The sequence below is a fragment of the Streptomyces sp. HSS9-12 genome (assembly GCF_054963655.1).
In genome coordinates this window covers 1-25,271 of record NZ_JBUEGC010000041.1, presented here as the reverse complement: position 1 = coordinate 25,271, position 25,271 = coordinate 1, and the positions used below count along the sequence as shown (strand labels likewise).

Annotated in this window: 22 protein-coding genes and 3 pseudogenes; 5 read left to right on the top strand and 20 right to left on the bottom strand. The window is 70.2% G+C overall.

Annotation, left to right across the window (positions count from 1 at the left end; translation table 11 throughout):
- Positions 1-30: 30 nt before the first annotated feature.
- The 13 genes and pseudogenes from ACY34J_RS20950 to ACY34J_RS20890 form a co-directional block, all read right to left on the bottom strand.
- On the bottom strand, positions 31-609 hold the full coding sequence (locus ACY34J_RS20950; protein WP_462728037.1) for a hypothetical protein: 579 nt from the start codon (positions 607-609) through the stop codon (positions 31-33).
- Complete coding sequence (locus ACY34J_RS20945; protein WP_462728036.1) at positions 582-1,865, bottom strand: MCE family protein; 1,284 nt, start codon at positions 1,863-1,865, stop codon at positions 582-584. Before ACY34J_RS20945 ends, ACY34J_RS20950 begins: the two co-directional genes overlap by 28 nt.
- Positions 1,862-3,157 (bottom strand): MCE family protein, encoded by a 1,296-nt coding sequence (locus ACY34J_RS20940; protein ID WP_462728035.1) that lies wholly within the window; start codon positions 3,155-3,157, stop codon positions 1,862-1,864. The genes ACY34J_RS20945 and ACY34J_RS20940 overlap by 4 nt, the downstream gene beginning before the upstream one ends.
- Complete coding sequence (locus ACY34J_RS20935) at positions 3,154-4,287, bottom strand: MCE family protein (protein WP_462728034.1); 1,134 nt, start codon at positions 4,285-4,287, stop codon at positions 3,154-3,156. The genes ACY34J_RS20940 and ACY34J_RS20935 overlap by 4 nt, the downstream gene beginning before the upstream one ends.
- Positions 4,284-5,288 carry an MCE family protein gene (locus ACY34J_RS20930; RefSeq protein ID WP_462728033.1) on the bottom strand — a complete coding sequence of 335 codons (1,005 nt, stop codon included), beginning with the start codon at positions 5,286-5,288 and terminating at the stop codon, positions 4,284-4,286. The genes ACY34J_RS20935 and ACY34J_RS20930 overlap by 4 nt, the downstream gene beginning before the upstream one ends.
- Entirely contained in the window at positions 5,285-6,313 is a 1,029-nt protein-coding gene (locus tag ACY34J_RS20925) for an MCE family protein (RefSeq protein WP_462728032.1), read from the bottom strand. Before ACY34J_RS20925 ends, ACY34J_RS20930 begins: the two co-directional genes overlap by 4 nt.
- Positions 6,310-7,566, bottom strand: coding sequence for an MCE family protein (locus tag ACY34J_RS20920; RefSeq protein WP_462728031.1), 1,257 nt, complete (start codon positions 7,564-7,566; stop codon positions 6,310-6,312). Before ACY34J_RS20920 ends, ACY34J_RS20925 begins: the two co-directional genes overlap by 4 nt.
- Positions 7,567-7,572: 6 nt before the next feature.
- Positions 7,573-8,391: an MlaE family ABC transporter permease gene (locus tag ACY34J_RS20915; protein WP_462728030.1), complete on the bottom strand. Its 819-nt coding sequence runs from the start codon at positions 8,389-8,391 to the stop codon at positions 7,573-7,575.
- A gap of 12 nt (positions 8,392-8,403) precedes the next feature.
- Positions 8,404-9,174: an MlaE family ABC transporter permease gene (locus ACY34J_RS20910; protein ID WP_462728029.1), complete on the bottom strand. Its 771-nt coding sequence runs from the start codon at positions 9,172-9,174 to the stop codon at positions 8,404-8,406.
- Complete coding sequence (locus ACY34J_RS20905) at positions 9,171-10,130, bottom strand: ABC transporter ATP-binding protein (RefSeq protein ID WP_462728028.1); 960 nt, start codon at positions 10,128-10,130, stop codon at positions 9,171-9,173. The genes ACY34J_RS20910 and ACY34J_RS20905 overlap by 4 nt, the downstream gene beginning before the upstream one ends.
- Before the next feature lie 194 nt (positions 10,131-10,324).
- Positions 10,325-11,350, bottom strand: a complete 1,026-nt coding sequence (locus tag ACY34J_RS20900) for a sigma-70 family RNA polymerase sigma factor (RefSeq protein ID WP_462728027.1) — start codon at positions 11,348-11,350, stop codon at positions 10,325-10,327.
- Positions 11,351-11,562: 212 nt separating this feature from the next.
- Positions 11,563-12,804, bottom strand: coding sequence for an FUSC family protein (locus ACY34J_RS20895; RefSeq protein ID WP_462728026.1), 1,242 nt, complete (start codon positions 12,802-12,804; stop codon positions 11,563-11,565).
- A 55-nt stretch (positions 12,805-12,859) separates the two neighbouring features.
- Positions 12,860-13,196 (bottom strand): annotated as a pseudogene (locus ACY34J_RS20890) (hypothetical protein); the annotation flags it as partial.
- A 92-nt stretch (positions 13,197-13,288) separates the two neighbouring features.
- Between ACY34J_RS20890 and ACY34J_RS20885 the strand changes: the two are divergent.
- The 3 genes from ACY34J_RS20885 to lnt all read left to right on the top strand — a co-directional run bounded on the left by ACY34J_RS20885 (position 13,289) and on the right by lnt (position 17,366).
- Positions 13,289-14,143, top strand: a complete 855-nt coding sequence (locus ACY34J_RS20885) for a (2Fe-2S)-binding protein (protein ID WP_462728025.1) — start codon at positions 13,289-13,291, stop codon at positions 14,141-14,143.
- A 163-nt stretch (positions 14,144-14,306) separates the two neighbouring features.
- Positions 14,307-15,353: a phosphatidylinositol-specific phospholipase C domain-containing protein gene (locus tag ACY34J_RS20880; RefSeq protein WP_462728024.1), complete on the top strand. Its 1,047-nt coding sequence runs from the start codon at positions 14,307-14,309 to the stop codon at positions 15,351-15,353.
- 411 nt (positions 15,354-15,764) lie between these two features.
- Positions 15,765-17,366 (top strand): apolipoprotein N-acyltransferase, encoded by a 1,602-nt coding sequence (gene lnt, locus ACY34J_RS20875; protein WP_462728023.1) that lies wholly within the window; start codon positions 15,765-15,767, stop codon positions 17,364-17,366.
- On the opposite strand, the gene ACY34J_RS20870 is transcribed toward lnt, so the two are convergent.
- From ACY34J_RS20870 to ACY34J_RS20845, 6 genes and pseudogenes are all read right to left on the bottom strand, one after another.
- A complete protein-coding gene (locus ACY34J_RS20870) occupies positions 17,287-18,195 on the bottom strand; it encodes a Gfo/Idh/MocA family protein (RefSeq protein WP_462728022.1) in 909 nt (302 codons plus the stop codon). The genes lnt and ACY34J_RS20870 overlap by 80 nt on opposite strands.
- 525 nt (positions 18,196-18,720) lie before the next feature.
- The gene (locus ACY34J_RS20865) at positions 18,721-19,251 is read right to left on the bottom strand and encodes a hypothetical protein (RefSeq protein ID WP_462728021.1); all 531 of its coding nucleotides are present in this window, start codon (positions 19,249-19,251) and stop codon (positions 18,721-18,723) included.
- Positions 19,252-19,295: 44 nt separating this feature from the next.
- Positions 19,296-19,985 (bottom strand): uracil-DNA glycosylase, encoded by a 690-nt coding sequence (gene ung, locus ACY34J_RS20860; RefSeq protein WP_462728020.1) that lies wholly within the window; start codon positions 19,983-19,985, stop codon positions 19,296-19,298.
- A 125-nt stretch (positions 19,986-20,110) separates the two neighbouring features.
- On the bottom strand, positions 20,111-20,869 hold the full coding sequence (locus tag ACY34J_RS20855) for an SDR family oxidoreductase (protein WP_462728019.1): 759 nt from the start codon (positions 20,867-20,869) through the stop codon (positions 20,111-20,113).
- Positions 20,870-20,886: 17 nt separating this feature from the next.
- On the bottom strand, positions 20,887-21,648 hold the full coding sequence (fabG, locus tag ACY34J_RS20850; protein ID WP_462728018.1) for a 3-oxoacyl-ACP reductase FabG: 762 nt from the start codon (positions 21,646-21,648) through the stop codon (positions 20,887-20,889).
- Between the two features lie 244 nt (positions 21,649-21,892).
- Positions 21,893-22,058, bottom strand: a pseudogene (locus ACY34J_RS20845) (HipA family kinase); the annotation flags it as partial.
- 57 nt (positions 22,059-22,115) lie between these two features.
- Here ACY34J_RS20845 and ACY34J_RS20840 point away from each other — a divergent pair.
- Positions 22,116-24,248, top strand: coding sequence for a S9 family peptidase (locus tag ACY34J_RS20840; RefSeq protein ID WP_462728017.1), 2,133 nt, complete (start codon positions 22,116-22,118; stop codon positions 24,246-24,248).
- A gap of 93 nt (positions 24,249-24,341) precedes the next feature.
- Positions 24,342-24,857, top strand: a complete 516-nt coding sequence (locus tag ACY34J_RS20835; RefSeq protein ID WP_462728016.1) for a Rieske (2Fe-2S) protein — start codon at positions 24,342-24,344, stop codon at positions 24,855-24,857.
- A 117-nt stretch (positions 24,858-24,974) separates the two neighbouring features.
- Here ACY34J_RS20835 and ACY34J_RS20830 read toward each other — a convergent pair.
- Positions 24,975-25,115 (bottom strand): annotated as a pseudogene (locus tag ACY34J_RS20830) (cysteine hydrolase); the annotation flags it as partial.
- Positions 25,116-25,271: the final 156 nt, after the last annotated feature.

Genomic DNA, 25,271 nt, shown 5'->3' with positions numbered 1-25,271 from the left:
TTTCTCCTCACAGGCGGTGCGGGTGGGGGGTCAGCCGACGAATTCGACGTTGGAGGTCAGCCATCGACCGCCCTCGCGTACGAGGTCGAGCTGCAGCCGGTAGTTACGGGCCTGCCCCTTGGGAGCAGCGGTGTTGGTCACCTTGCTGTCGGCGACGACCAGCACCCGGGCGGAGTTCTCGGCGGCCCGGACGATGCCGGCCTCCAGGACCTGCCCTTCGGAGACGGACTTGTTGGTGGCGACCAGTTTCGTCAGTTCCTTGGTCTGGGCAGCGAACTGCTTCTTGAACTCGCCCGTGGCGCCGCTCAGGACGTTCTTGCTGTCCCGGTCGTAGTGCCGGTAGTCCAGCGAGGTGAAGTTCAGCGCCGACTGCCGGGCCGCGGCCAGGATGTCCTGGCGGCGCTGCTCCTCGCTGTGCTGCTGGTACAGCCGCACACCGAAGTAGCCGCAGAGGGCCACGAGCAGCACGGTGATGACGGCGAGCCCTGCCGGGAGCGCTCTGCCGCGGCGGGCCGCGCGCACGGTGGCGGCCCCCAGGCGGCGCAGCGGCCGCGTCGCGTTGGCGGCCAGGAGCCGGCCGGTCATGCCATCGGTCCCACGAGCAGCCATTGCCATGAATCCTTTCCGAATGTGCTCTGTTCTCCACCGGTCGACCCGATCTGGACGGCGCTGCCGTCGGGGCCGCTCGCGGCGCCGGTCTCGGGGTCGTACGGGGCGACGTACGACGCGCCTTGGGCGCCTGATCCCCCTCCCGATCCCGCACCCCGGGGGGCGTTCTGCGCACCGCGGACGGAGGTGCTGCTGCCGCGGGGGGCGGTGCAGTGGGCGGAGGTGTTGGCCTGGCTCTCGCTGGTGTCGGACGGGTCGCGCCGCTGTGTGCTGCCGTAGCCCTGCCTGCACACCGGTGTTTCGTCGTGGCCCGCCACCATCCCGAAGTGGATGGTGCCGTCCCCCGGAATCACCGTGTAGCTGCCGGCGACGGTCAGTGGGAGGGTGACCAGGGCCTGCTCCACGCCGGGCAGCCGCGCCACCGTGATCTGACCGCCGCTGATCAGGTTGCCGAGCAGGACCGGCAGCGCGGACCGGTTGGCTCTCAGCAGCGAGTCCAGCTCCTTGGCGGACGATGTGCCGCTGTCCATGAGCTTGCGCATGTCGCCATCGCTGTCCTTGAGCTGCTGGCTGAGGGCCGCCAGGTCGCGGGAGAAGGACTTGATCGCCGAACCCTTGTCCACCTGAGTCTTCAGGACCGTTTGGGAGTCCTCGATCAGCGAGACGGTCTCGGGCAGCGCCTGATCGGCCGACTCGACCAGCGAGTTGCCCGAGTCGACCATCCGGGACAGGTTCGGACCGGTGCCGGCGAAGGCCTTGCCCAGCTCGTCGACCGTGATCCGCAGGTCCCGCTTGCCGACGGAGCGGACCAGCCGGTCGAGGCCGAGGATGAGCTTCGTCGTGGGCAGGGGCGTACGGGTGTCGCGGCGGGGGATGGTGCTGCCGTTGTTCAGGAACGGGTGGCTCAGGGAACGGGGCTGCAGATCGACGTACTGCTCGCCGACCGCCGAGCGGTTCGCCACGACGGCGAGGGTGTCGGCGGGGATACGCGGACCGTCCTTGAGGTTCAGATCCACCGAGACGCCGCCGGAGTCGGACAGGCGCAGCTCGCCCACGCGGCCCACGGGTACACCGCGGTAGGTGACCTCGGCGCCGGTGAAGATGCCGCCGGAGTCGCCGAAATCGGCCCGCACGGTGTATCCGCGATCGAGGATGCGGTCGGCCAGTCCGGTGTACTCGGCTCCGACGTAGGACACGCCCACGGCGGTGATGGTGGCGAAGGCGATCAGCTGGGTCTTGACGGTTCGGGTGATCACGGGCGCATCCCCTTCGTCAGGAGCTCCAGCAGTGCCAAGTCGATTCCGCTGCGGTACGGGTTCGCGTCGGTGCCGCCGCTGCGGTAGGCGGTGTAACTACTGGTACACACCGGCGGACACAGTGCTCCTCCGCCCCCGTCGGATCCGCCACCGCCCGAGGAACCCCCGGAGCCGTCCGGCAGCTTCGGCACCTTCGGGGTGTCCGGCAGCTTCGGGGTGTCCGGCACGTCGGGCACCTTGGGGAGGTCGGGCAGCTCCGGGTCCGGCTTGCCGGGGCCCTTGGGCTTTCCGTGGCCGCCGCTCAGATTGCCGTACAGGCTCTTCAGATCCAGATCTGCGGTGATCTTCAGATTGGTGTAGTCGCCCTGGATCGCCCCGGTGACGTTGCGGGGGAAGGGGTAGGTGGTCAGGATCTCCAGCGCATTGGGCAGGTCGTCGCCCGCCTCGGCGAGCCGGGTGAGGATCGGCTGCAGGTTCCTGAGGTTGGCGATCGTGTCGTCGCGGGAAGCGTTGATCACATGCGTGCTGACGGTGCCGAGTTTGTCCAGGGACGTCAGCATCGTGGTGAGGTTGCGGCGCTGGTCGGCGAGGATCTTCAGGGCCGGCGGAATGGTGTCGACGGCCTGACCGATCGAGCTCTTCTCCTTCTCCAGCGCCTTGGACAGCCGGTCGACGCCCTCCAGCGCGCGGACGATGTCGCCGCGCTGCTTGTCGAGCCCGCCGATGAAGGTGTCGAGCTGCTTCAGCAGGTCCTTCACCCGGTCCTCGCGGCCCTTCAGCGCCTTGTTCAACTCCACGCTGATCGTCTTGAGTTGGGCCACACCGCCGCCGTTGAGCAGCGCGGACAGGGCGGAGAGCACCTCCTCGATCTCGGCGTTGCGGCCGCTGCGGGACAGCGGGATCCTCGCGCCGTCGACCAGCCGGCCGGTGGGCACGGCGTTCGTCGGGGGCGACAGCGACACGTACTTCTCCCCGAGCATGCTGGTCTGGCGGATCTCGGCGATCGCGTTGGCCGGCAGCTTCACCGAGTCGTCGATCCGCAGCCGTACGCGCGCGTGCCAGCCGCGCAGCTCCACGCCCTCGACGGCGCCGACGGTGACGTTGTTGACCTTCACCGCGGACTGGGGCACCAGGTCGAGGATGTCCCGGAAGTCCACGGAGACGTGGTAAGCGTTGCCGTCGTCGGCCGCTCCGCCGGGCAGCTGCATGTCCTGCAGCCCGTTGAACTCGCAGCCGGTCAGCACCAGCGACCCGGCGGCCACCCACAGGACGGTACGTGCGCCCGCGCTCATGACCGGGCCTCCAGGATTCCGCCGAGGGTCTTGTCCATCGAGGTCCCCCGGCTACTGCCGGGAGGTGCCCCCAGCCCCGAAGGCAGCTTGGGCAGGGAGTCGAACAGCTTCTGCAGGTTCGCGCAGTCCGGGTGCTCTCCGGCCGTCTTCAGCAGCGAGCAGAGATAGCTGCCCGGATCGTGCAACTGCTCGGCGTTGTTGCGGGTGTCGAGCGTGCCGGACGAGGGGTTGTAGGCGTTCTGGAGGTTCGACAGCCCAGCGGGCGCCACGTCCATGAATTCCTCGAGCGCGGCGCGCTGTTGGACCAGCACGCGCGTCACCTTCTTCAGCCCCTGCACGTTCGAGCCGATCGACTTCTTGTTGTCGTGGACGAACTCGGCGACGTCGCCGAGCGCGATCGCCAGCTGCTGAATCGCCGCCGCCAGGTCCTTGCGCTCCCCCGCGAGCAGTTTCGCCACCTTGGCCAGACTGTCGTTGAAGGACCGTACGGCCTTGTCGTCGCTGGCCAGGGCGGCGGTGAACACCTGCAGGTTCCGCACCGTGCCGAAGGTGTCCTGCCGGCCGTTGGAGAGGGTGGTGACCGCCTGCGAGAGATCCTCGACCGTCTGGTGCATCTGCTTACCCTGGCCCTGCAGGTTGTCGGCGCTGACGCCCAGGAGACGCGCGAGGGAACCGTCCTTGTTGGCGCCGCGCGGACCCAGCGCCTCCGCGGTGGTGCTGAGGCTGTCGAAGATCCGGTCCAGCTCCACCGGGGTGGCGGTCCGCTGCTCGGGGATGACAGCGCCGTCCTTCATCACCGGCCCTTGGCGGTACACCGGGAACAGCTGGAGGTAACGATCGCTGACCACCGAGGAGTTGACGATGGCGGCTTTGGCGTTCGCGGGCACCTTGTGCTCGGCCTTGTACTCCAGCTCCACACGTACCCGGTCGCCCTGCGGCGTGATCCGCTTGACCTCGCCCACCGGGATGCCCAAGATCCGCACATCGGAGCCCGGGAAGATGCCCACCGTACGCGGGAAGTAGGCGGTGACCTGGACCTTCTCCGGCCCTGGCCAGTAGGTGAAGGCCACCCCGCCGGCGACCACGCCCGCCGTCACAAGCGCCAGGATGCGGACCATGCGGCGGCTCATCGGTCTCCTCCCGGGGATATCTGTGGGGGCGTCGCACCGCGGGGAGACACGGGCGCGGCGACCAGGTTCTGGACGTAGGAGTCGAACCAGCGGCCGTTGCCGAGGGTGTTGGTGAACAGGCGGGCGTAGGGCGCCATCAGTTCGACACTGCGCTGGAGGCTGCTCTCGTTGCGCTCGAGCAGCTTGACCACCGCGTTGAGGCGGTGCAGCGCCGGGCCGATCTGCTGCTTGTTGTCGGCGACCAGGCCCGAGAGCTCGACGCCGAGTGCCGCGGCGTTCTTCAGCAGCGCGTGGATGACCCTGCGGCGGCTGTCGATCTCCTTGAAGAGGGCATCGCCGTCCTTGACCAGCTTCTTGAACTCCTCCGACCGGTCGGCGAGCACCTTGGTCACGCCGTTGGCGTGGTCGAGCAGTTCGCGCAGCGCCTGGTCGCGGGAGGCCACGGTCCGGGAGATCTTGGACAGCCCCCTGATGGACGCCTTCACCTCCTCCGGAGAGTCCTGGAAGGTGGCGGAGATGGTGTCCATGGCCTTCGCCAGCTGCTGGGTGTCGACCTTCTCGGTGGTCCGGGTGAGGTCGCTGAACGCCGTCACCACGTCGTACGGGGAGGTGGTGCGCCCCAGCGGGATCTGGCTGCCGGGCTGGAGCTGTCCGCCGCCCTTGGGCTGCAGTGCCAGGTACTTGGCACCGAGGATCGTCTTGATCCGGATCGCGGCGCCCGTCTGCGTACCGAAGTGCGGCTCGCCCTTGATCCGGAAGGTGACCTTGACGTGGTCGCCGTCGAGTTCGACGTCGTCGACCTTGCCGACCTTGACCCCGGCGATGCGGACCTCGTCACCGGACTTCAGTCCGCCGGCTTCGGAGAAGGCCGCGGTGTAGGTGTCGCCACTGCCGATCAGCGGCAGGTCCTGGGCGTTGAAGGCAGCGGCGACCAGTACGGCGATGGTGGTGAGGCCGGCTGCCCCGACGACGACGGGGTTGCGCTCGCGGAAGGGGATCATCGGTTGCACCTCCCCTGGGCGACGTGGAGCTCCGGTGTGATCGCCTTGGCGGTCTTCGGCAGCACGATCCGGCCGTCGAAATCGCACAGGTAGAAGTTGAACCAGGAGCCGTAGGAGGCCGTGCCCGTCAGCTTGTTGAGCTTGCGCGGCAGTCGCTGCAGGACGCCCTCCACGGTCTTGTCGTTCTTCTGCAGCGTCCCGGACACCTTCGAGAGCTCGGCGATGTCCTTGCGCAGCGAGGGGCGGGTGTCGCCGAGCAGGCCCGAGGTGGCCCCGGCCAGGTCGTTGATGCCGCCCAGGGAGTCGCCGATCGCCTTGCGGTCGGCCGACAGGCCCGAGACCACCCGCTGAAGCTGGGTGAGCAGCGCGGAGAAGCGGGCGCCGCGCTTGTCGAGGGTTGCCAGTACGTGGTTGAGGTTTTCGATCACGGAGCCGATGAGTTGGTCGCGGTTGGCGAGTGTCGTGGTCAGCGAGGCGGTGTGCGCGAGCAGGCTCTCCACCGTGCCGCCCTCGCCCTGGAAGGTCCTGATGATCTCGAAGGCGAGCTGGTTGACGTCATTGGGACTCAGCGCCGCGAACAGCGGCTTGAAGCCGCCCAGCAGGGCGTTGAGATCGAGGGCCGGCTGGGTGCGGGAGAGCGGGATGGTGCTGCCCGGCTTCAGCGGGGTGCCGTCGCTCGGGCCTTCGGTCAGTGCGATGTAGCGCTGACCGACCAGGCTGCGGTAGCGGATGACAGCGCCGGTTCCCGACTGCAGCGGCAGGTCGTGGGAGACGGTGAAGGTGACTTCGGCGAATCGCCGGTCCTTGATCTGGATGTCCGCGACCTGGCCGACCCGTACTCCCGCCACCCGGATGTCATCGCCGGTCTCCAGGCTGGTGACGTCGCTGAAGACCGCCTTGTAGGTGTCGGACGGGCTGAAGTTGATGTTGACGATGGTGGCCGCGAGCAGCGTGGTCGCCGCCACCGTCACGCCCGCGAAGACGGAGAGCTTGATCAGCGGTGCCGCCGTGTCCATGGCTTTCATGCGACGCTCACCGCCGTTCCGCGGGCGAGCGGGCCGAAGAGCAGGGTGGTGACCGGCGGTACCTCATCGGCGGAGACGCCCAGGACCGGGGCGACGAGCGCGCCCACGACCTTCTGCTCGGACGCCGTACCGGCGACCTTGGCTCCGCCGCCGCCCGCTGAACTCGGTCCTGACGTCCCGTCGTTGAGGTGGACGTCCGGTGCGGGGACGGGCGGATGCGGCAGATCCGCGCAGTTGGGTCCGCGGTGCTCCGCGTAGCGCGGCTCCTCACCGGGCCGGTAACCGGGGCGTGACAGGACGGCCTCCAAGGTGATGTGCATCTCTCCGTTCTGGAACGCCTGCTCAGAACGTCGCTCCTGGTCCACCAGGCCGCGCAGCAGACAGGGGTATTCGGGTGAGTAGCGCGCGAGCAGGGCCAGGGTGGGCCGGGAAACGCGGCCCAGGGTGATGAAGCGTTCGGCATTCTCGTCGACCACCGCTTGCGCGGTGTTCGCGGCAGTGGTGGTCCCGGTGAGCAGGGCGGCGAACTGGTCCTTCTTCTCGACCAGGGTCCGGCTGTTGGTGATGCTGTTGCGCAGGGTGCGCACCAGGTCGGGGGCGGCGTCCCCGTAGACCTCGACAACGTCGGCGAAGCGGGAGATGTCGCGCCGCATGGCCGGCATATGGGGATTGAGTTTCGCCATGTACTGGTCCAGCCGGGCAAGGTTGTCGCCGATGCGGTCGCCGCGTCCGTCCAGGGCTGCGGCGAACGCGGACAGCGTGGCGTTCAGCTTGCCGGGCTGGACGGTGCGCAGCAGCGGCAGCAGATCGTTGTTCAGCTGCTGCATCTCGATCCCGACCTTCGTACGGTCCTGGGTGATGACGTCTCCGGCGCGGATGGGCCGGGTGGACGAATGCTCCGACGCGACGAGATCGACGTACTTCTCACCGAACAGGGTTTTCGGCAGCAGCCGGGCGGAGACGTCGGACGGGATGAGGGGGACATGCCGCGGGTCGAGGGCGATGTCGAGGGTGGCCTTCTCGCCATCGGCCCGTACCTCGCGGACCTGACCCACGATCAGGCCGCGCAGCTTGACGTCGGCGGGCGGCTCCAGCTGGTTGCCGAGGGTGTCGGCCTGCAGCTGGATGCGGACGGCGGAGGTGAACGTCTGCTGGTAGACGGCGACCGCCAGCGACAGCAGCAGTGCCAGCACAGCGAGGAAGACCACGCCGTACACGCGCAGTTTCAGCGGAGAAGTGGACGATATGCTCATCGGCTACTACCCCGCGATCCGTACCGTCGTGTTGGCTCCCCAGATCGCCAGGCTGAGGAAGAAGTCGAGGATGTTGATGGCGACGATGGAGGTCCGCACCGCCCGGCCGACCGCGACGCCGACGCCCGCCGGGCCGCCCTTGGCGTAGTAGCCGTAGTAGCAGTGCACCAGGATGATCAGCACGGCGAAGACGATCACCTTGCCGAAGGACCAGAGCACGTCGACCGGTGGCAGATATTGCTGGAAATAGTGGTCGTACGTGCCGGTCGACTGGCCGTGGTACACGGTGGTGATGGTGCGGGCGGCCACGTACGAGGACAGCAGCCCGATGACGTACAGCGGGATCACCGCGATGAACCCGGCGATCATCCGGGCGGTGACCAGGAACGGGAGCGAGGGCACGCCCATCACTTCCAGGGCGTCGACCTCCTCGCTGATCCGCATGGCGCCGAGCTGGGCCGTAAAGCCCGCTCCGACGGTCGCGGACAGCGCGAGCCCGGACACCAGCGGGGCGATCTCCCGGGTGTTGAAGTAGGCCGAGAGGAAGGCCACGAAGTTGGAGGTGCCGAGCTGGTTGAGGGCCGAGTAGCCCTGCAGCCCCACCTCGGTGCCGGTGAAGAAGGACATGAAGGCGATGACGCCGACGGTGCCGCCGACGACGGCCAAGGCGCCACGCCCGAAGCTCACCTCGGCGAGCAGGCGCAGGACTTCCTTCTTGTAGCGGCGCAGCGTGCGGCCGGTCCAGGCCAGCGAGCGACCGTAGAAGGAGAGCTGGCCGCCCAGCTCCTCCAGGGAGCGGAGCGGGGGCCCCACGAATCGATCCATGAGCGCCACAGGTCAACCCCTCTGCGGAACGATTTGGAAGTAGACCGCCGTCATCACGAAGTTCGTGACGAACAGCAGCATGAACGTGATGACAACTGCCTGGTTCACCGCGTCGCCGACGCCCTTCGGCCCGCCCTTGGCGGTCAGGCCCTTGTACGCGGCGACGATCGCGGCGATGGCTCCGAAGACAAGTGCCTTGAGTTCGGCCGCCCAGAGGTCCGGCAGCTGGGCGAGGGTGGTGAAGGAGGCCAGATACGCGCCTGGGGTGCCGTTCTGCAGGATCACATTGAAGAAGTAGCCGCCGGCCACACCCACCACCGAGACCAGGCCGTTGAGCAGCACCGCGACGACCATGGACGCCAGCACTCGGGGCACGACCAGCCGGTGGATCGGGTCGATGCCCAGCACCTCCATGGCGTCGATCTCCTCACGGATCTTGCGCGCCCCGAGGTCGGCGCAGATCGCGGAGCCGCCCGCCCCGGCGATCAGCAGCGCGGTCACGATCGGAGACGCTTCCCGCAGCACGGCCAGCACCGAGGCGGCCCCGGAGAACGACTGAGCACCGAGCTGCCGCGTCAGGCTGCCGATCTGCAGCGCGATCACGGCCCCGAAGGGGATGGAGACCAGGGCCGTCGGCAGGATGGTGACGCTCGCGATGAACCACGCCTGCTGGATGAACTCCCGCACCTGGAAGGGGCGGCGCGGCAGGGTACGCAGCGTGTCCAGGGCGAGCGAGAACAGGCGGCCCGAGTGCCGCAGTCCCGCGGTCGGTGACAGGCTCACGCGTCCACCCCCAGACGCCCGTGCAGCCGCGCCTCCCGCTCGGCGATGGCCTGCCACCGGGGCGGGCGGGGGATGCCGGGGGTGGGCAGCAGACGGGGAGTCACGCCCACACCCGATGCGCCCTTGCCGCCCTGCGGGCCACGGTGGTTGCCGGCGTGGAGTTCGGCGAGCTCCTGCTCCACCTGAGCCGCGTCCTTCTCCTCCGCCATACCGATCGGGCCCTGCATCCGGCCGTTGAGGAACTGGCCTACGACCGGCTCGTCACTGTTCAGCAGCTCTTCGCGGGGGCCGAACATCACCAGCTCGCGGCGGAACAGCAGCCCGATGTTGTCCGGCACCAGGCGAGCCGAGGCGATGTCGTGGGTGACGATGAGGAAGGTGGCGTCGATCTGCGCGTTCAGATCGACGATCAGCTGGTTCAGATAGGCGACACGCACCGGGTCCAGGCCGGAATCGGGCTCGTCGAACAGGATGATCTCCGGGTCGAGGACCAGCGCCCGCGCAAGGCCCGCACGCTTGCGCATACCGCCGGAGATCTCGCCGGGCAGCTTCTCCTCCGCCCCGAGGAGGCCGACCATCTCCATCTTCTCGAGGACGATCCGCCTGATCTCGCTCTCCGGCTTACGGGTGTGCTCCCGCAGCGGGAAGGCGATGTTGTCGTAGAGGTTCATCGAGCCGAACAGTGCGCCGTCCTGGAAGAGGACTCCGAACAGCTTGCGTACCTCGTACAGGTCGTGCTCGCGAAGCTTGGTGACGTCCTGGCCCGCGATCACCACCGAGCCACGGTCCGGCTTCAGCAGGCCCACCAGCGTCTTCAGGAACACCGACTTGCCCGTGCCCGAGGGGCCGAGCATGACCGAGATCTCCCCGGTGGGCAGCGTCAGCGATACGTCCTGCCAGATGACCTGGTGGCCGAAGGATTTGGTCAACCCTTCCACACCGATCTCGACACCCATCCGGTACACCCTTCAGCGACGAGCGGGCGGGGAGACCGGCACCCGGTGTGCGGACTACGCGGGGTGATGGGAGGGCCGCACACCGGGCTGCTGAACTGCTGCTCCCGCCCGTGGAGCAGGTCTGTTGTCTGCTCTACGGCGCAGGGCGGCGCGTCCGTCGCGGAAAGGACAGATTTTTTCGGCCACGTGTCTGATCAGTGTCCGGACGGTTGAATGTCGCCGGACGTCAGACCGCTGGACAGGTCGGTAGGCGTCGAATGAGGGGCTTTTGACTCGACCGAAGACGGGATGTCCGGAGCCTTTGAAACATCCGGGGCATCCGGGGCCTTCTGCGTATCCGGAGCGTCCGGGACCCCGGGAACAGAGGAGGTGCTGAGCAGCGTCGGCAGCGATGGAACCCCCGGAGCGTCCGGTGCCTCCGGCACCTCGGACACCTCGGAGATCGTGGACAGCTCCGGGATCGGCACCCGCGGCGAGGTGGGCGGCGGGTCCACCGGGCTGGGCAGCACGGGGCCCTTGGAACGCTGTTCCGCGTCATCCGTCGGGATCGGACCGGTCGCCGCGTCACCAGGCTCGGACGGAGAATCGGCCTCGCGGGAGGTGGAGGTCCGCGGCGGCCGGGACCCGTCTCCCTCGTCATCTATATGAGGCAGGGAGAAACCCAGGACGGCGAGCGTCGCGGCAGTTGACGCCATGGCCACCGCCTGCGCGCCGCCGCCCGCACCGGACTTGCCGCGCCCGCACAGACACAGTGCGACCCCCAGTGTTCCGGCGAGTGACTTGCGCAGCGTCCGCCGGGCCCTGGCCAGCAGCGACTCCACCGCCTCGTAGCTCAGACCCATCTCCCGGGCCACCTGCTCGACATCGCGGTCCTCCGACTTGAGCCGGAGCGCCTCGGCCTGGCGGGCGGGCAGTTCACCGCTGCGGCATGCCAGCCACTTGGCCTCCGCGCGGTCGCACACGACCTCCTCCACGGGGAGCGGGCCAGGGGCCACGATGGTGCGCCGGTTTCGCACCTCGGCATCGCGGTTGACCTGCCGGTAGCGGTCGACGCACAGCCGCATGGTCACGGTCGTCAGCCACGCGCCCAGCCGCTCGTCATCAAGGTGCGGCGCCTCGGCCGCGCGCAGCATCGCCTCGTGCACGGCGTCCTCGGCGTCCTCATCGCACATCGACCTTCGGCGCGCCACCTTCAACAACTGCTCTCGGTGGCTCCACATACGGTGCCATCGTTTGTCCGGGTCTGTGTCCGGTCCTTCCGGACCCGGGTACGCGGAATTCGTCTCGGTGGCCATAACGGTCCCCTTGGCGCTGTGCGGGCAAGACGCTGCGGGAGCGGATGCAGGGACATTACCTGCCGGTACACCTCCTGTGGAGGGGCTGAAAACAACCGTTCGGCTGCGATTCCGTGTTGGGGCGGGCCACCTTTCACTCACCGTTTCCCGCTGCTCACCCGCCTCCTGCGCCGCAGCCGGCTCTGGTAGCGGCGCGCCTGCCGGCGCAGCCGCTCCAGTGCCGTGCGTCGGCCCGGCGGCCGCTGGCGGTGACGGTCCAGTTCCTCCGCAAGCCACTGCGACCGCTTTTCGACGTCGAGTTCGCTCAGCAGCCGGTCGACGTTGGCGAGCAGGGCCCCGTGCAGCTCCCACCGCTCCGGTTCCCGCTCGGTCTCCCCCTTCAGCAGCTCGGCGATCCGCTGCCGGGACTCCCGGCCGGCGGCGAGCGCCTCGCCCAGCTGCGCCTCCGCCCGCTCGGCGTTCGCGCTGACCTGAGCGGTGATCAGACGGCCGAAGCTCTCCACCGCGTCGCCCACGTGCCGGAGCATCTCCTCCAGGGCTGCGGCCACCTCCCCCGAGTACACGAACTGCTGCGGCCCTCGCCGCTGGGAGAGGTCCGCCAGCGACCGGCAGAGGGTCCGCAGCACCACGGAGCAGATCTCCAGCGTGTCGAGCCCGCTGCGCAGCACCAGGCGCTGCAGCAGTCCCTCCCGTACGCGGGGGTTGAACCGCAGGCTCTCCTCGGCGCGGGACAGCGCGACGTCGACTTTTGCGATCTCGTTGTCGATGGCGCGGGCCTCTTCCAGCCATGCCTCGGCTTGCTCGACCGACGCACCGCTGCCCAGGCCCTGGCTGATACGCAGCAGCAGCGTCCGCATCCGGCCGGCCAGGGCCTGGATCTCCTCGCCGGCGGGCTCCACCCACACCGGAGGGGCCAGCACCGCGTTCAGCAGAACACCGGTGATGGCGCCGATCAGCGTCTCGGCCACCCGTCCCCAGGCCGTAGCGGCCACATGGGTGACGCCCAGCACGAGCATGGCGCTGATCGCCACCTCCGGGACGAACTCATCGACGTGGATCATGTGGCCGATGACCAGCGAGGCGAGGATGAGCAGCCCAAGGCTCCACCAGCTCAGCCCGACGAGCGCGCTGAAGCCTGCCGCGATCAGGACGCCCGCCACCACACTGATGATCCGGCGGATGCCGGTGGTCAGCGTGGCGTAGAGGCTGACCTGGATGACGAGGAGAGCGGTGAGCGGCGCGAGCAGCGGCGCGCCGCCGATCAGCCACTGCGCGACGATGTACGCGAGCACCGCGCCCAGGGTGCTGCGAACGGTCTGTACGAAGACGGGCTCCTTGCTCCGCCTGACCAGCCCGACCACCGATTCCGTTACGGCCACGCTGCACATATCCCCGCTCTCGCAGGCGGAACTCGCGCCCCACCCCTATGGAGGGTCAGCCGTTCAGGTAGTGGAAGCCGGGCCGGGGGCGCACCAGGAAGTCATGGTGGGAGATGTTCCACGCATACGCACCGGCGAGACCGAAGGCCACCCGGTCGCCCGCCCGCAGGACCCGCGCCGCAACGTCGCGGGCCAGAACGTCCCGCGCCGTACGCCGTCCAGTCGAAACGGCTCTCCGCGTCGGCGTAGTCAACAGTCATACCGCCGCCGACGTTCATCTCGCCCAGGTGTACGCCGTGCCGCTCGGCCAGGTCCACGGCCCAGTTCACGATCGCGCCGGCCACCGCCGGCTGCATGCCTGACTCCACTCGCGATCTACACCGTGTCTCAATCGGCCCCCCCTTGACCGCCGAAACACGAGCATAGGTAAGGTGAGCCTTACCTTTTCTGATTGCCCGTTCGATTGATGTGTGCAGGAGTGCCCATGCCTGTGGCCCCGGGGATCCCGGTGACCGGCTCCCCCGCGAGCGCCAGCGGTCTCCTCGCCGGCACCTACCGGCGGCTCACCGGCCTCTGCGAGGCACTGACCGTACGGGTCGCGGACCCGGACTCGGCCGCCCGTCAAGGGTGGCTCGATGGATGGGAGTTGGCCCACAACCCGGAGGCGCTCGACACATTCGTCGATGCCGAGGCCGCCCGTATCCACGACCGGCACGGTCACATCGCCCGCCGCGACGTCGCCGCGTCCCGCGCGCTCCACGACTACGCATGGTCCGTCAGCCTGCTGATGAGCGGACCCTGGTACCTGGAGCGGCGCGTGCCGTGGATCCGACCGCAGGACGTACGACTGGACCTGACGACGGGTGCGCTCGAGGTCGTCCCCGGCTCGTGGTTGGCGTGTCTCCCGGACGACCGCGCGGCGAGGCTCCCCGGCGCGCGGGTGCTCGCCCACCAGGAGGCTCTGCGCGCCGAACTACGGGCCGCGGTCGCCGATCATCTGCGCCCGCTCCTGACCGCGATCGGCCCGCGACTGCGGCGTGGGCCGCGCGCCTCGTGGGGCATGGTGGCCGACGACCTGATCTCCGGCATCTGGTATCTCGGCCGCGTGCTCGGCCAGGAGGAGTACGCCGTTCGGGCCGCCACCGAATTGCTTCCCGCGGCCATCCCCCCGTTCCCCGGCGGCGCCGGCTTCCGGCGGCTGGCGGGTGGCGACGGCCGGTCGTACCCGACCCGCACCAAGCTCGGCTGCTGCCTGTACTACACGATCCGTCCGGCCGAAGCCTGCCTCACCTGCCCCCGGACGTGCGACGCGGAGCGACTGCGGAGGCTGGAGTCCTGAGCATCACCCAGATCGCTGATGGCCAGTCAGCCACGCCCGCGTGAACCACCGAACAGGAGGCGGTGACTCCGCGACGAATCGCCACCCCGATGTGGGTCCGCGGTTCTCAACTCCCGTACTCTGCTGCCACTTTCACCGCCCCCCACAGTGATAGGTGGCATGCATGCACAGCAATCGCACCGTCGGCGCGGCCGCGGTCCTGCTGACCACGGCGCTCGCGACCACCGCCCTGCCGGCGGACGCCGGAGCCGCGGACGACACCGGTCTGTCCTACTCCTCCAGCACCTCCGTCGGCGTCCACAACGCCTACGAGAAGGCCAAGTACCCCTACTTCGCCGACGCCCTGGACTCCGGAGCGGCGCTGCTCGAACTCGATGTGTGGACCAACGGCTTGAGCAAGACCTGGCGCGTCTCACACAACAATCCCGTGGCCAACGACAACAACTGCGAGAACGCGGCCTCGGCGGCAGAGCTGCGGACCAAGGCGCGCAACCAGACCCTCGACGGCTGTCTGTCCGACATCCGGGCCTGGCATGACGCACACCCCGGTCACCGTCCGATCCTGCTCAAGGTCGAGATGAAGGACGGCTTCAACGACCGCAAGGGGCTCGGCCCGGACGAGTTCGACGCGCTCGTCGGCGGCAAGCTCGGCGACGCGCTCTTCCGGCCCGCCGACCTCCTCGGCAGCCACGCCACGCTGGATGAGGCCGTACAGGCGGACGGCTGGCCCGCGCGATCCGTGCTCGCGGGCAAGTTCCTCGTCGAGCTGATCCCCGGCACGGTTGAGGAGAAAAACCCCTTCGACCACTTGTGGACCGACCGCGAGTACGCCACCCATCTGAAGAACCTGGCGGCGGCCGGAAAGCCCGGCAGCGCCACCGCGTTCCCCGCGGTCCACAAGGCCGGCGCGGGGGATCCCCGTACGCGCTACACCGATCCGGCCATCCGGGCCTGGTTCGTCGTCTTCGACGGTGACGCCTCCACGTATGTTGCCGACGGCGCGATCGACAAGGCGTGGTACGACGAACGGCACTACCTGGTCGTCATGACCGACGCCCACAGCGTGCCCCCGGCCATCGACGCGGTGAACCCGACCGAGGAACAGGCGCGGTCCCGGGTCGCCGCCCTCGCGGCCCAGCACGCCAGCTTCACCACCAGCGACTGGTACCCGCTGCCGGGTGTCCTCTCCACGGTGATCCGCCGCGGCTAGTGCCGCGTCAGCCAGGGTTTGCCCGGTAGCGAGGTGACCTGGTGCGGTCAGCTGCAAGGCGCCGGATCGGCCTCGTAGTGGGCTTACTCGGTCGATCGGGCAAGGCAGCAGATGGCCGTGCCAGGGCGGCGAGCGGGGCAAACCCTGGCCGGCGGCGCGGGAGTGCCCGCAAGCGGAGGCCGGGTCGGGGGAACAAGCCCGCCGCAGGCGCCAGAGTACGGGTGCGTGCACCGCAGGCGGCGCGTGGCCTGTCACTGATCGTCGCGCTCGCGCAGACTGGTCGAATACGCCGCCCTGGCGGCAAACCACCCGAGCCGTCAGGCCCAGGGGGACTACCGCTGCAGCCGGGGGTACCCCAAGGGTCACCTGGGGGTACTCCCAGACCAGAGGCCGGCACGAGGAAGGAGCGACATGCGGGTAGCGCTCAACCGGTGGCGGCGAGTGCTCGCCTCACCGTGGCAGCGCGGGGCCATCGCCGCCGCCGCGGGAGCCCTGCCCGCGCTGACCTTCCCGGCGCCGTCGCTGTGGTGGCTGGCCTACGTGGTCCTGGTGCCCTGGCTGCTGCTCGTACGCTCCGCGCCGACCGGCCGCCGCGCGGCGTACGACGGCTGGCTCGGCGGCATGGGCTTCGTGCTGGCCGTCCACCACTGGCTGCTGCCCTACTTGCATGTCTTCATCGTGGTGCTGGCCATGCTGCTGGGCCTGCTGTGGGCGCCGTGGAGCTGGCTGGTACGGCGGTTGCTGGGCGGCGAGCCGCGGCCGGGCCGGGCGGCGGCGGCCCTGGTCGTGGTGCCGTCCGGGTGGCTGATGGTGGAGCTGGTCCGGTCCTGGCAGTACCTGGGCGGGCCCTGGGGCCTGCTGGGCGCGAGCCAGTGGCAGGTGCCGCCCGCCCTGCGGCTGGCCTCGCTCGGCGGCGTGTGGCTGGTGAGCTTCCTGCTCGTCGCGGTGAACACGGCCGTCGCCATGCTGATCGCCGTGCCCGCTGTCCGCCGGGTCGCGGTAGCCGGTGGGCTCGCCTGCGTGGCCGTGGCCGCCGGGAGTTGGGCGTGGGCCCCGCTGCCGCCGCGTACGGGCACAGCCCCCATCGCGGTCGTCCAGCCAGGGCTGATCGACGGTGTGGGCAGCACCGGACACCGGTTCGCCCGCGAGGCGGAGCTGACCCGTACTCTGGCGGGCCGGCCCATGGATCTCGTCGTCTGGGGCGAGAGCAGCATCGGCGCGGATCTGCGCAGCCATACGGACCTGGAGAATCGGCTGGCGGCCATCTCCCGGGACGTCCACACCGATCTGCTGGTGAACGTGGACGCGCGGCGCTCGGACCGGCCCGGAATCTACAAGAGTTCGGTGCTGATCGGCCCGGACGGGCTGCGAGGGCAGCGCTACGACAAGATCCGGCTGGTGCCGTTCGGCGAGTACATCCCGGCCCGGCCGGTGCTGGGCTGGGCGACGTCGGTCGGCAAGGCCGCGGCGGAGGACCGCCGGCGGGGCACGGCGCCGGTGGTGATGACGCTGCCTGCCGCGGGCGGGTTGCGGATCGGTCCGCTGGTCTGCTTCGAGACGGCGTTCCCCGACATGAGCCGCCGTCTCGCGCGCATGGGCGCCGAGGTGCTCGTCGCCCAGTCGGCGACCTCGTCCTTCCAGCACAGCTGGGCACCGGAGCAGCATGCCTCGCTCGCCGCCCTCCGGGCCGCGGAGACCTGGCGGCCGATGGTGCACGCGACGCTTACGGGGGTCAGTGCGGTGTACGGTCCGCGCGGTCAGGCGGTCGACGGCCGGATCGGAACGTCGGCCAGTGCGGCCCGGGTGTACGACGTGCCGCTGGGCGGCGGCACCAGCCCGTATGTCCGCTACGGCGACTGGGTGGTGTTCGGGTCCATCGGCGTCCTCGTCGCCTTCGGAGCCGCCGAAGGCCTTCGGGTCCTCGGCTCGCGGGTCAGGCGGCGGCCTGGTTCAGCACCGCGGTCACGACCCGCTCGCACAGCTCATGGGTCCGCAACGCGTCCTCGGCGGTGAGCGGTGTGCCCGCCCGGACGGCGTCCAGGAAGGCCAGGGTGATCTGCTCGATGCCCCGCTGCCGGGCGACGGGGACCCAGTCGCCGCGGCGGCGCACGGTCGGCTGACCCTTGTGGTCGATGACCTCGGCGAGGTTCAGGACCTGCCGCTTGGTGTCCTGGCCGGAGACCTCGAGGATCTCCTCCGCGGAGCCGCTCATCCGGTTCATCGTACCGACGGCCGTGAAGTCCTCGCCGGAGAGCCGCAGGACGACATGGTGCAGCAGCCCTTCCCGGACCTTGGCGCGCACGTCGACGTGCTCGATCGTGCCGGGCACGAGGAAGCGCAGGGTGTCGACAACGTGGATGAAGTCGTCGAGGACGGCGGTACGCGGGTCTTCTGCGAGGCCTATGCGGTTCTTCTGCATCATGATCAGGTCCCGCGGGTGCTCCAGGCACTGGGCGTAGCCGGGTGCGTAACGGCGATTGAAGCCGACGGCCAGGCTGACCCCCCGCTCGGCGGCGACCCGTACCAGCCGCTCGGAGTCGGCGTAGTCGTACGCGATCGGCTTGTCGACGTACGTCGCTACACCGGATTCGAGGAGCCGCGAGACGAGCTCGGCGTGGGCGGCGGTGGCGGCGTGCACGAAGGCGGCGTCCGGGCCGGCCGCGAGGAGCGAGTCGAGGTCGGCGTGGCACCGGTCGGCGGGAATATGGTGGGCGGCCGCCACCTGGCCGAGGGTGTCCCGGTTGCGGGTCTGGAGATGCAGTTCCACGTCGGGTTGGGTGGTGAGGACCGGAAGGTACGCCTTCTGGGCGATCTTTCCGAGCCCGATGCAGCCGACCTTCACGGGTCTCCTCCGTCCCTGGTTCATGTACCTGCGGCGCGATCTTCCCGCCCACCCGCCGTCGCAGCAAGCGGCCCCGCCTCCTGACAGCAACAGTGATCCTTCTCGCGTCCCCGGCCCTCGCGGGCTGCGGCGCGGTCTCCGGGCACCCCGCCGTACCCGAGGAAGCGCCCGCCCCGCCGACCGCCTCGGAGGCAGTGGAGCCGCAGATCGGCCAGTCGCCCGCCCGCGGGGCGCTGGAGAGCACCCGCCCCGACCCCGCGGCACAGTGCCCATCGTCGGCACGCCGCTCCGCCGCGTCCCGCCGCCCCCGCACCTGCCGCGCCGTCCCGCGACCACGCCCGGCCGCAGGCCCGGCACCCCCGCCCCCGAAGGCAGGCCTCGGCCCGTACGGCCGCCCGTACGGTGCGTCGAGCCGTCCCAGCAGCGACCGGCCCCCGCGCCGCACCCGGGAGGGATGTGCGCCCTCGGTGAGATGTACGGGAACTGGAAGCCGGACGGCAACGAGGCCCCGATCTGCCGGCAGGTCTACGGAAGCTGATCGGCTCCGCCGGCGAGCCGCAGCTCCAGCCGGCCGATCGCGGCGCGGATACCCGCGCCGTACTCGTCGTCGGCCAGCGCGGCGCAGGCGGCACGCGCCCGCTCGAGATGCACCCGCGCCGCCTGGCTCTGACCCAGCTTCACATGGTCCGCGGCCAGGCTGAGATGCAGCGACGGGTAGAAGGCGCGCACGGCGACGGCTGCCTGGTGGTCCCGCAGCCGCTCGTCACAGAGCCCGCCCACGGCCGCGAGCGCCCGCTGGTCCCAGGCCAGCTCGTCAGCCGGGTGGTCCTGGGTGTCGGCCATGTAGTGCGCGAGGATGCAGCGCAGGACGGACAGCTCGCCCTGCTTGCCGGAGGCGGGCGAGGAGGGAGGGGCGCCGCCCTCCCCGATCTCCTCCCACAGCCGGGCGAACCGATTGCGTGCCTCCTCACGGTCGCCGCCACGGTGCAGCATGACCGCCTGAGCGATCCTGGTCATCACGGCGTCCTCGGACGCCTCCCGCTGCGGCTCCGCCATCGGTGGCCTCCCGCTGTCCGCCGTACGCTCCCGACCGGCCGACGCTACCCGAGCGCCCCAGCGAGGTTCGGGATCCGCCAGTCGACCGGCGTGTGTCCCTGGGCCGCGATCGCCGCGTCGATCTGGGTGAACGGACGGCTGCCGAAGAACTTCTTCGCGGACAGCGGCGACGGGTGGGCGCCCTGGACCACGGTGTGGCGCTCGGTGTCGATCAGCGGGAGCTTCTTCTTGGCGTAGTTGCCCCACAGCACGAAGACGGCCGGGTCGGGGCGGGCGGCGACCGCGCGGATCACCGCGTCCGTGAACTTCTCCCAGCCCTTCCCCTTGTGCGAGTTCGCCTCGCCGGCGCGGACCGTCAGCACAGCGTTGAGCAGCAGGACGCCCTGCTCGGCCCACGGCATCAGACAGCCGTTGTCCGGCACCGGGTGCCCCAGCTCCTCGTGCATCTCCTTGTAGATGTTCCGCAGCGACGGCGGGATCTTCACCCCCGGGCGCACCGAGAAGCACAGACCGTGCCCCTGCCCCTCACCGTGGTACGGGTCCTGGCCGAGGACGAGCACCTTCACCCGGTCGTACGGCGTGGCCTCCAGCGCCGCGAACACCTCGGCACGCGGCGGGTACACCGGGCCGTTCGCGCGCTCCTTCTCGACGAACTCGGTGAGCTCCTTGAAGTAGGGCTTCTCCAGCTCCTCGCCGAGGACCGCGCGCCAGGACTCGGGCAGGGTGTCGGTCACGTCAACAACCTCCGGTATGTGATCCGTTGTCGCGCCAGAACCTACCGGCGGCCACTGACAACGCCCCCCACGGCGCGGGGGGCGTTGCGAAGCGGTGCTGTCGCCTCTGCCTGGAGGGCAGGGTGTCACTCTCCGGCGCTGAGGAAGAGTCCGCCGTCCGCCAGGAGCGTCTGGCCGGTGATCCAGCCGGCCCGGTCGGAGAGCAGGAACTCCGCCGCGCCGCCGATGTCTTCGGGCGTGCCGAGCCGGCCGAGCCGGTAGGAGGCCGCGGCCTCTTCCTCGCGCCCCTCGTACAGCGCCTGGGCGAACTTGGTCTTGACCACGGCCGGGGCGATGGCGTTCACCCGGACCCCGGGCGCCAACTCGTGGGCGAGCTGCAGCGTGAGGTTGATCATGGCGGCCTTGCTGACGCCGTACGCACCGATGAAGGGCGAGGGGGCGAGACCGGCGATGGAGGCGATGTTGAGGATCGCCCCGCCGTTCTCCTTCTGCCAGGCCTTCCAGGTCTGCTGAGCGAAGCCCAGCGCCGAGATGACGTTGGTCTCGAAGACCTTCCGGGCCACGCCGAGATCCACCTCGGCGATCGGCGCGTAGACGGGGTTGGTGCCCGCGTTGTTGACCAGGTAGTCGATGCGGCCGAAGGCCTCCATGGTGGCCTCGACGGCGGCGGCCTGGTGCGCCTCGTCGTGGGCCTTGCCGGAGATGCCGATCACACGGTCGGCGCCGAGCCGCTCGACGGCCTCCTTCAGCGTGTCCTCGGTGCGGCCGGTGATGGCCACGCGGTCGCCGCGCGCCACGAGCGCCTCGGCGATGCCGTAGCCGATGCCGCGGCTCGCACCGGTGATGAGCGCGACTCTTCCGCTGTCCTGAACCTGTGAGGTCATGAGGGAAATCTCCTTGGTCAGTTGAGCGGGCCGCCGGCCACGTACAGGACCTGGCCGGAGACAAACCCGGCCTGCTCGCCCGTGAAGAAGGCGATGGCGTTCGCGATGTCGTCCGGCTGTCCGACGCGCTGCACCGGAATCTGGCCGGCGGCAGCCTTCTGGAACTCCTCGAAGTCCATGCCCACACGGGACGCGGTGGCGGCGGTCATGTCGGTGACGATGAATCCGGGGGCGACGGCGTTGGCGGTGACGCCGAACTTGCCCAGCTCGATCGCCAGGGTCTTGGTGAGGCCCTGCAGGCCGGCCTTGGCGGTGGAGTAGTTGGCCTGGCCCCGGTTGCCGAGCGCCGAGCTGCTGGAGAGGTTCACGATCCGGCCGAACTTCGCGTCCACCATGTGCTTCTGGCAGGCGCGGGCCATCAGGAACGCGCCCCGCAGATGCACGTTCATCACCGTGTCCCAGTCGGACGCCGACATCTTGAACAGAAGGTTGTCGCGGAGCACGCCCGCGTTGTTGACGAGAATCGTCGGTGCTCCGAGCTCCTCGGCGACCCGCGCGACGGCCGCCTCCACCTGTGCCTCGTCCGACACATCGCAGCCGACGGCGATGGCCTTGCCGCCCACCGCCGTGATCTTCTCCACGGTGTCCTTGCAGGCCGCCTCGTCGAGGTCGAGTACGGCAACGGCACGGCCTTCCTCGGCCAGGCGTACGGCGGTGGCCGCGCCGATGCCGCGGGCTGCGCCCGTCACGATGGCTACGCGCTGCTCGGTGGTGGACATGCGGGTTCTCCTCGCGCTCGTGGGCCCTCCTCGCCGAAGCCCCAGCGCTGTCACTGGTGCCCCTTGACGAGGAGAGAGGGTCGGACCCCGCGGCTGCCATCTCCAAGGAGTGAGCAACCGCTTAGTAGGTCGATCGACAAGCTAGAAGCAAGGGCACCGCGTGTCAACGGCGCACGTAACCCGACGGCGCCGCATGTCACACCTCCTACCCGGTTGGTTCAGCGAATCGCTCAGCGCACCAGTGCTGGGCCAGACGGCCGCAGATCACCTCGGCGACAAGCATCTTGCGGACCTGGCCGGCCCCGGTGAACTACGTACGTGCCCAGATCGTCGGCCTCGACGAGCCCGGGGAGCGATCCGCCCTCACGCAAGGGCGTGACATAGCGAGTGGGGGTGACTTCGGGAAGCATTGGCCCAGATTAATCCGCCCTGTTCACGCAGTGTCCGCCGAGCTGCCACAGTGCCCCATGGACACCACTGCCCTGACCGCACCGGCCCCCGCCGTCGTCTGCCGCGAGTTCCCCCGCCAGTTCGCCCGCACCCGCCGCTTCTCCCTCGGAGCGCCCCGGCACTTCACGGTCTCACCCGACGGACAGCGGGTGCTCTTCGTGCGCACGCACTCGGGAAGCGATCCGGTGAGCCTGCTGTGGCTGTACCAGGACGGTACGGAGCGCATCCTCGCCGATCCGCGCGCCCTGGTCGGTTGCGGTGGGGCCGGCGTGCCGGAGGCCGAGCGGATCCGCCGGGAACGGGCGGGCGAGCGCTCCGACGGGGTGGTGGCGTACGCGACGGATCAGGCGGCGCACATCGCCGCGTTCGCGCTGGGCGGCGCGCTGTGGGCCGTACGCACGGATGGCGGCGATCCGTTCCCCGTCCCCGCGGCCGGCCCGGTGGTCGACCCGCGCCCCGGCCCGGACGGCCGGCGCATCGCCTACGTCACCGCGGGCGCGCTGCGCGTCGTGGACGTGGGCGGATCGGACGACCGGCTGCTCGCGGCGCCCGAGGGGCCCGAGGTGACATACGGGCTGTCGGACCACGTCTCGGCCGAGTCGATGGGCCGGCTGCGCGGCCACTGGTGGGCCCCGGACGGCCGCGCCGTGCTCGCGGCGCGCGTCGACACCTCCCCCGTCCAGCGCTGGTACCACACCGATCCGGCCAACCCGCAACTGCCGCCGCGCGCCGTCCCGTATCCATCCGCGGGCACCGCCAACGCCGAGGTCTCACTGCACATCCTCGGCCTCGACGGGCGCCGCACACCGATGGACTGGGACCAAGCGGCCTTCGAATACGTCGTCGACGCCCGCTGGGACGCCACCGGCCCGCTGGTCACCGTCCAGAGCCGTGATCAGCGCACCCTGCGCGTACTGTCCGCCGACCCCGCCACGGGCGCCACCGAGGTGGTGCACGAGCAGCACGACGCCGCCTGGGTGCAGCTCGTGCCCGGGACCCCGGCGCGTACGGCCTCGGGCGCGCTCGTCCACCCGTACGAGCACAACGGCACCCGGGGCCTGCGGATCGGCGCCGAGGGGCGCACCCCGCCCGGGCTGCACGTGCGCGAGGTGCTGGCGACCGACGGCGAGCGGGTCCTGTTCACCGCCAGCGACGAGCCGACCGAGACCCATGTGTGGTCGTACGAACCGGGGGCCGGCTGCGTACGGCTGAGTGAGGAACCGGGCGTGCACACCGGGGCGTCCGGCGGCGGCACGGTCGTCCTCGACAGCGCCACGCCCGGCGGCCACCGGGTGACCGTACTGCGCCTCAGCGGGCCGGCTGCGGGTCCCTCCGGCACGACCCAGGGGAGCATCGCCTCCCTGGTCGAGGAGCCGACGGTGACTCCGCGGCCCGAGTATCTTCGCCTGGGCACGCGCGACCTGCGCAGCGCTCTCTACCTGCCGTCCTGGTACGAACCGGGTACGGGCAAGCTGCCGGTGCTGCTCGACCCGTACGGCGGCCCGGCCCTGCAGCTCGTCGTACGTGCCCGCCGCTGGCCCGGGTGCGTGTCGCAGTGGTTCGCGGAGCAAGGCTTCGCCGTGCTGGTCGCCGACGGGCGGGGCACCCCCGGCCGCGGCCCGGCCTGGGAGAAGGCGGTCCATGGAGACGCTCTCGGGCCCGCGCTGGAGGACCAGGTAGACGCCCTGCGCGCGGCAGCGGCCCGCTGCCCGGATCTGGATCTGGACCGGGTGGCGATCCGCGGCTGGTCCTACGGCGGCTGTCTCGCGGCAGGCGCGGTGCTGCGCCGCCCGGAGGTCTTCCACGCGGCGGTCGCCGGAGCGGCCCCCGCTGATCAGCGGCTGTACGACACCCACTGGAAAGAACGCTTCCTCGGGCATCCGGAGGAGGAACCGGAAGCCTACGACCGGTCCTCCCTCATCGGTGACGCGCACCGGCTGAGGCGCCCATTGCTGCTGATCCACGGCCTGGCCGATGACAACGTGGTCGTGGCTCATACGCTACGGCTGTCAGCGGCGCTGCTGGCGGCGGGACGGCCGCACACCGTGCTTCCACTGCCAGGGGTGTCGCACCTGGCGGCGCAGGAGCACGTGGCCGAGAATCTGCTGCTGTTCCAGATCGATTTCTTGAAGAAGGCGCTTGGGAGCTGAACTGCGGTGGGCCGCGATCCGTACTCAGCGACGGGACCGGTCCTCGCCAGAGCCGGTCCCGCCAGACGCCCCCAGCGAAAGGGACATATCACCATGACGGCATCTCAGGGGACCGGGCGGACCGCGAGCCGCCGCGCCGTGGTAGCGGCGGCCGGGGCGGCCGGGCTCACAGCTGCGCTCGCCGCGTGCAGCAGCGACTCCAGCGGGGACACCGGTTCCTCCGGGCAGGACCAGGCCGCAGGCAGCACCGGCGGCAGCACGGGCGGGGACACCGGCGGGGGCGCCGCTGAGTCCGGGCAGGGTGGCGGCGACGCCGCGGGCGGCAAGGAACTCGCCAAGACCGCCGACATTCCGCAGGGCGGCGGCAAGGTGTTCAAGGCCCAGAAAGTCGTGGTGACGCAACCGAAGGCCGGGGAGTTCAAGGCCTTCTCGGCCGTGTGCACGCATCAGGGCTGCAGCGTCGGGGACGTCAGCGGCGGCACCATCAACTGCCCCTGTCACAACAGCAAGTTCAGCATCGCGGACGGGAGCGTCAAGGCCGGTCCCGCGACGCAGGCGCTGCCCGACGCGAAGGTCACCGTGCAGGGCGACTCCATCATGATGGGCTGAGGAGCGGGTCGGCACGGCCCGGCCCGACTGGGCGGCCCGGCCCGACTGGGCGGCCCGGCCCGACTGGGCGGCCGGGCCCTACGACCAGGCCGCGGGCGACGGTGGAGGCGTCCGCCGTCAGCGCCTCCGGCGCGGCCGCTTCCAGCAGGCCAGCACCTCGTCGGTCGCGGTGATGGTGGCCACCAGCGCGAGCGTGTTGCGGATCATCGCAGGCGTGTAGTCGGTCGGCACGCCCGCGATGGCGTCCCGCGGAAGTACTTCGGGATGGACGTGATGCCGCATGACGGGGTCCCATACTGGTGGGCTCGCCTAATCAACTGTCGCCAGTTCTCCGGGAGATCCAGCCTGTTGGTGACCGTGTGTGGTCGCCGCGGGCGTATCGTGCAGGTGCCCGGGGCCGAAACGGTCGACGTG

What these genes read in the sequence shown, in the direction of transcription:
- ACY34J_RS20835 (WP_462728016.1), top strand. Translation starts at nt 24,342, where the DNA reads ATGACGGCATCTCAGGGGACCGGGCGGACCGCGAGCCGCCGCGCCGTG.
- lnt (WP_462728023.1), top strand. Translation starts at nt 15,765, where the DNA reads ATGCGGGTAGCGCTCAACCGGTGGCGGCGAGTGCTCGCCTCACCGTGG.
- ACY34J_RS20885 (WP_462728025.1), top strand. Translation starts at nt 13,289, where the DNA reads ATGCCTGTGGCCCCGGGGATCCCGGTGACCGGCTCCCCCGCGAGCGCC.
- ACY34J_RS20915 (WP_462728030.1), bottom strand. Translation starts at nt 8,391, where the DNA reads ATGGATCGATTCGTGGGGCCCCCGCTCCGCTCCCTGGAGGAGCTGGGC.
- ACY34J_RS20905 (WP_462728028.1), bottom strand. Translation starts at nt 10,130, where the DNA reads ATGGGTGTCGAGATCGGTGTGGAAGGGTTGACCAAATCCTTCGGCCAC.
- fabG (WP_462728018.1), bottom strand. Translation starts at nt 21,648, where the DNA reads ATGTCCACCACCGAGCAGCGCGTAGCCATCGTGACGGGCGCAGCCCGC.
- ACY34J_RS20920 (WP_462728031.1), bottom strand. Translation starts at nt 7,566, where the DNA reads ATGAGCATATCGTCCACTTCTCCGCTGAAACTGCGCGTGTACGGCGTG.
- ACY34J_RS20840 (WP_462728017.1), top strand. Translation starts at nt 22,116, where the DNA reads ATGGACACCACTGCCCTGACCGCACCGGCCCCCGCCGTCGTCTGCCGC.
- ACY34J_RS20900 (WP_462728027.1), bottom strand. Translation starts at nt 11,350, where the DNA reads ATGTGGAGCCACCGAGAGCAGTTGTTGAAGGTGGCGCGCCGAAGGTCG.
- ACY34J_RS20880 (WP_462728024.1), top strand. Translation starts at nt 14,307, where the DNA reads ATGCACAGCAATCGCACCGTCGGCGCGGCCGCGGTCCTGCTGACCACG.
- ACY34J_RS20930 (WP_462728033.1), bottom strand. Translation starts at nt 5,288, where the DNA reads ATGATCCCCTTCCGCGAGCGCAACCCCGTCGTCGTCGGGGCAGCCGGC.
- ACY34J_RS20935 (WP_462728034.1), bottom strand. Translation starts at nt 4,287, where the DNA reads ATGAGCCGCCGCATGGTCCGCATCCTGGCGCTTGTGACGGCGGGCGTG.
- ACY34J_RS20865 (WP_462728021.1), bottom strand. Translation starts at nt 19,251, where the DNA reads ATGGCGGAGCCGCAGCGGGAGGCGTCCGAGGACGCCGTGATGACCAGG.
- ACY34J_RS20855 (WP_462728019.1), bottom strand. Translation starts at nt 20,869, where the DNA reads ATGACCTCACAGGTTCAGGACAGCGGAAGAGTCGCGCTCATCACCGGT.
- ACY34J_RS20925 (WP_462728032.1), bottom strand. Translation starts at nt 6,313, where the DNA reads ATGAAAGCCATGGACACGGCGGCACCGCTGATCAAGCTCTCCGTCTTC.
- ACY34J_RS20940 (WP_462728035.1), bottom strand. Translation starts at nt 3,157, where the DNA reads ATGAGCGCGGGCGCACGTACCGTCCTGTGGGTGGCCGCCGGGTCGCTG.
- ACY34J_RS20950 (WP_462728037.1), bottom strand. Translation starts at nt 609, where the DNA reads ATGGCTGCTCGTGGGACCGATGGCATGACCGGCCGGCTCCTGGCCGCC.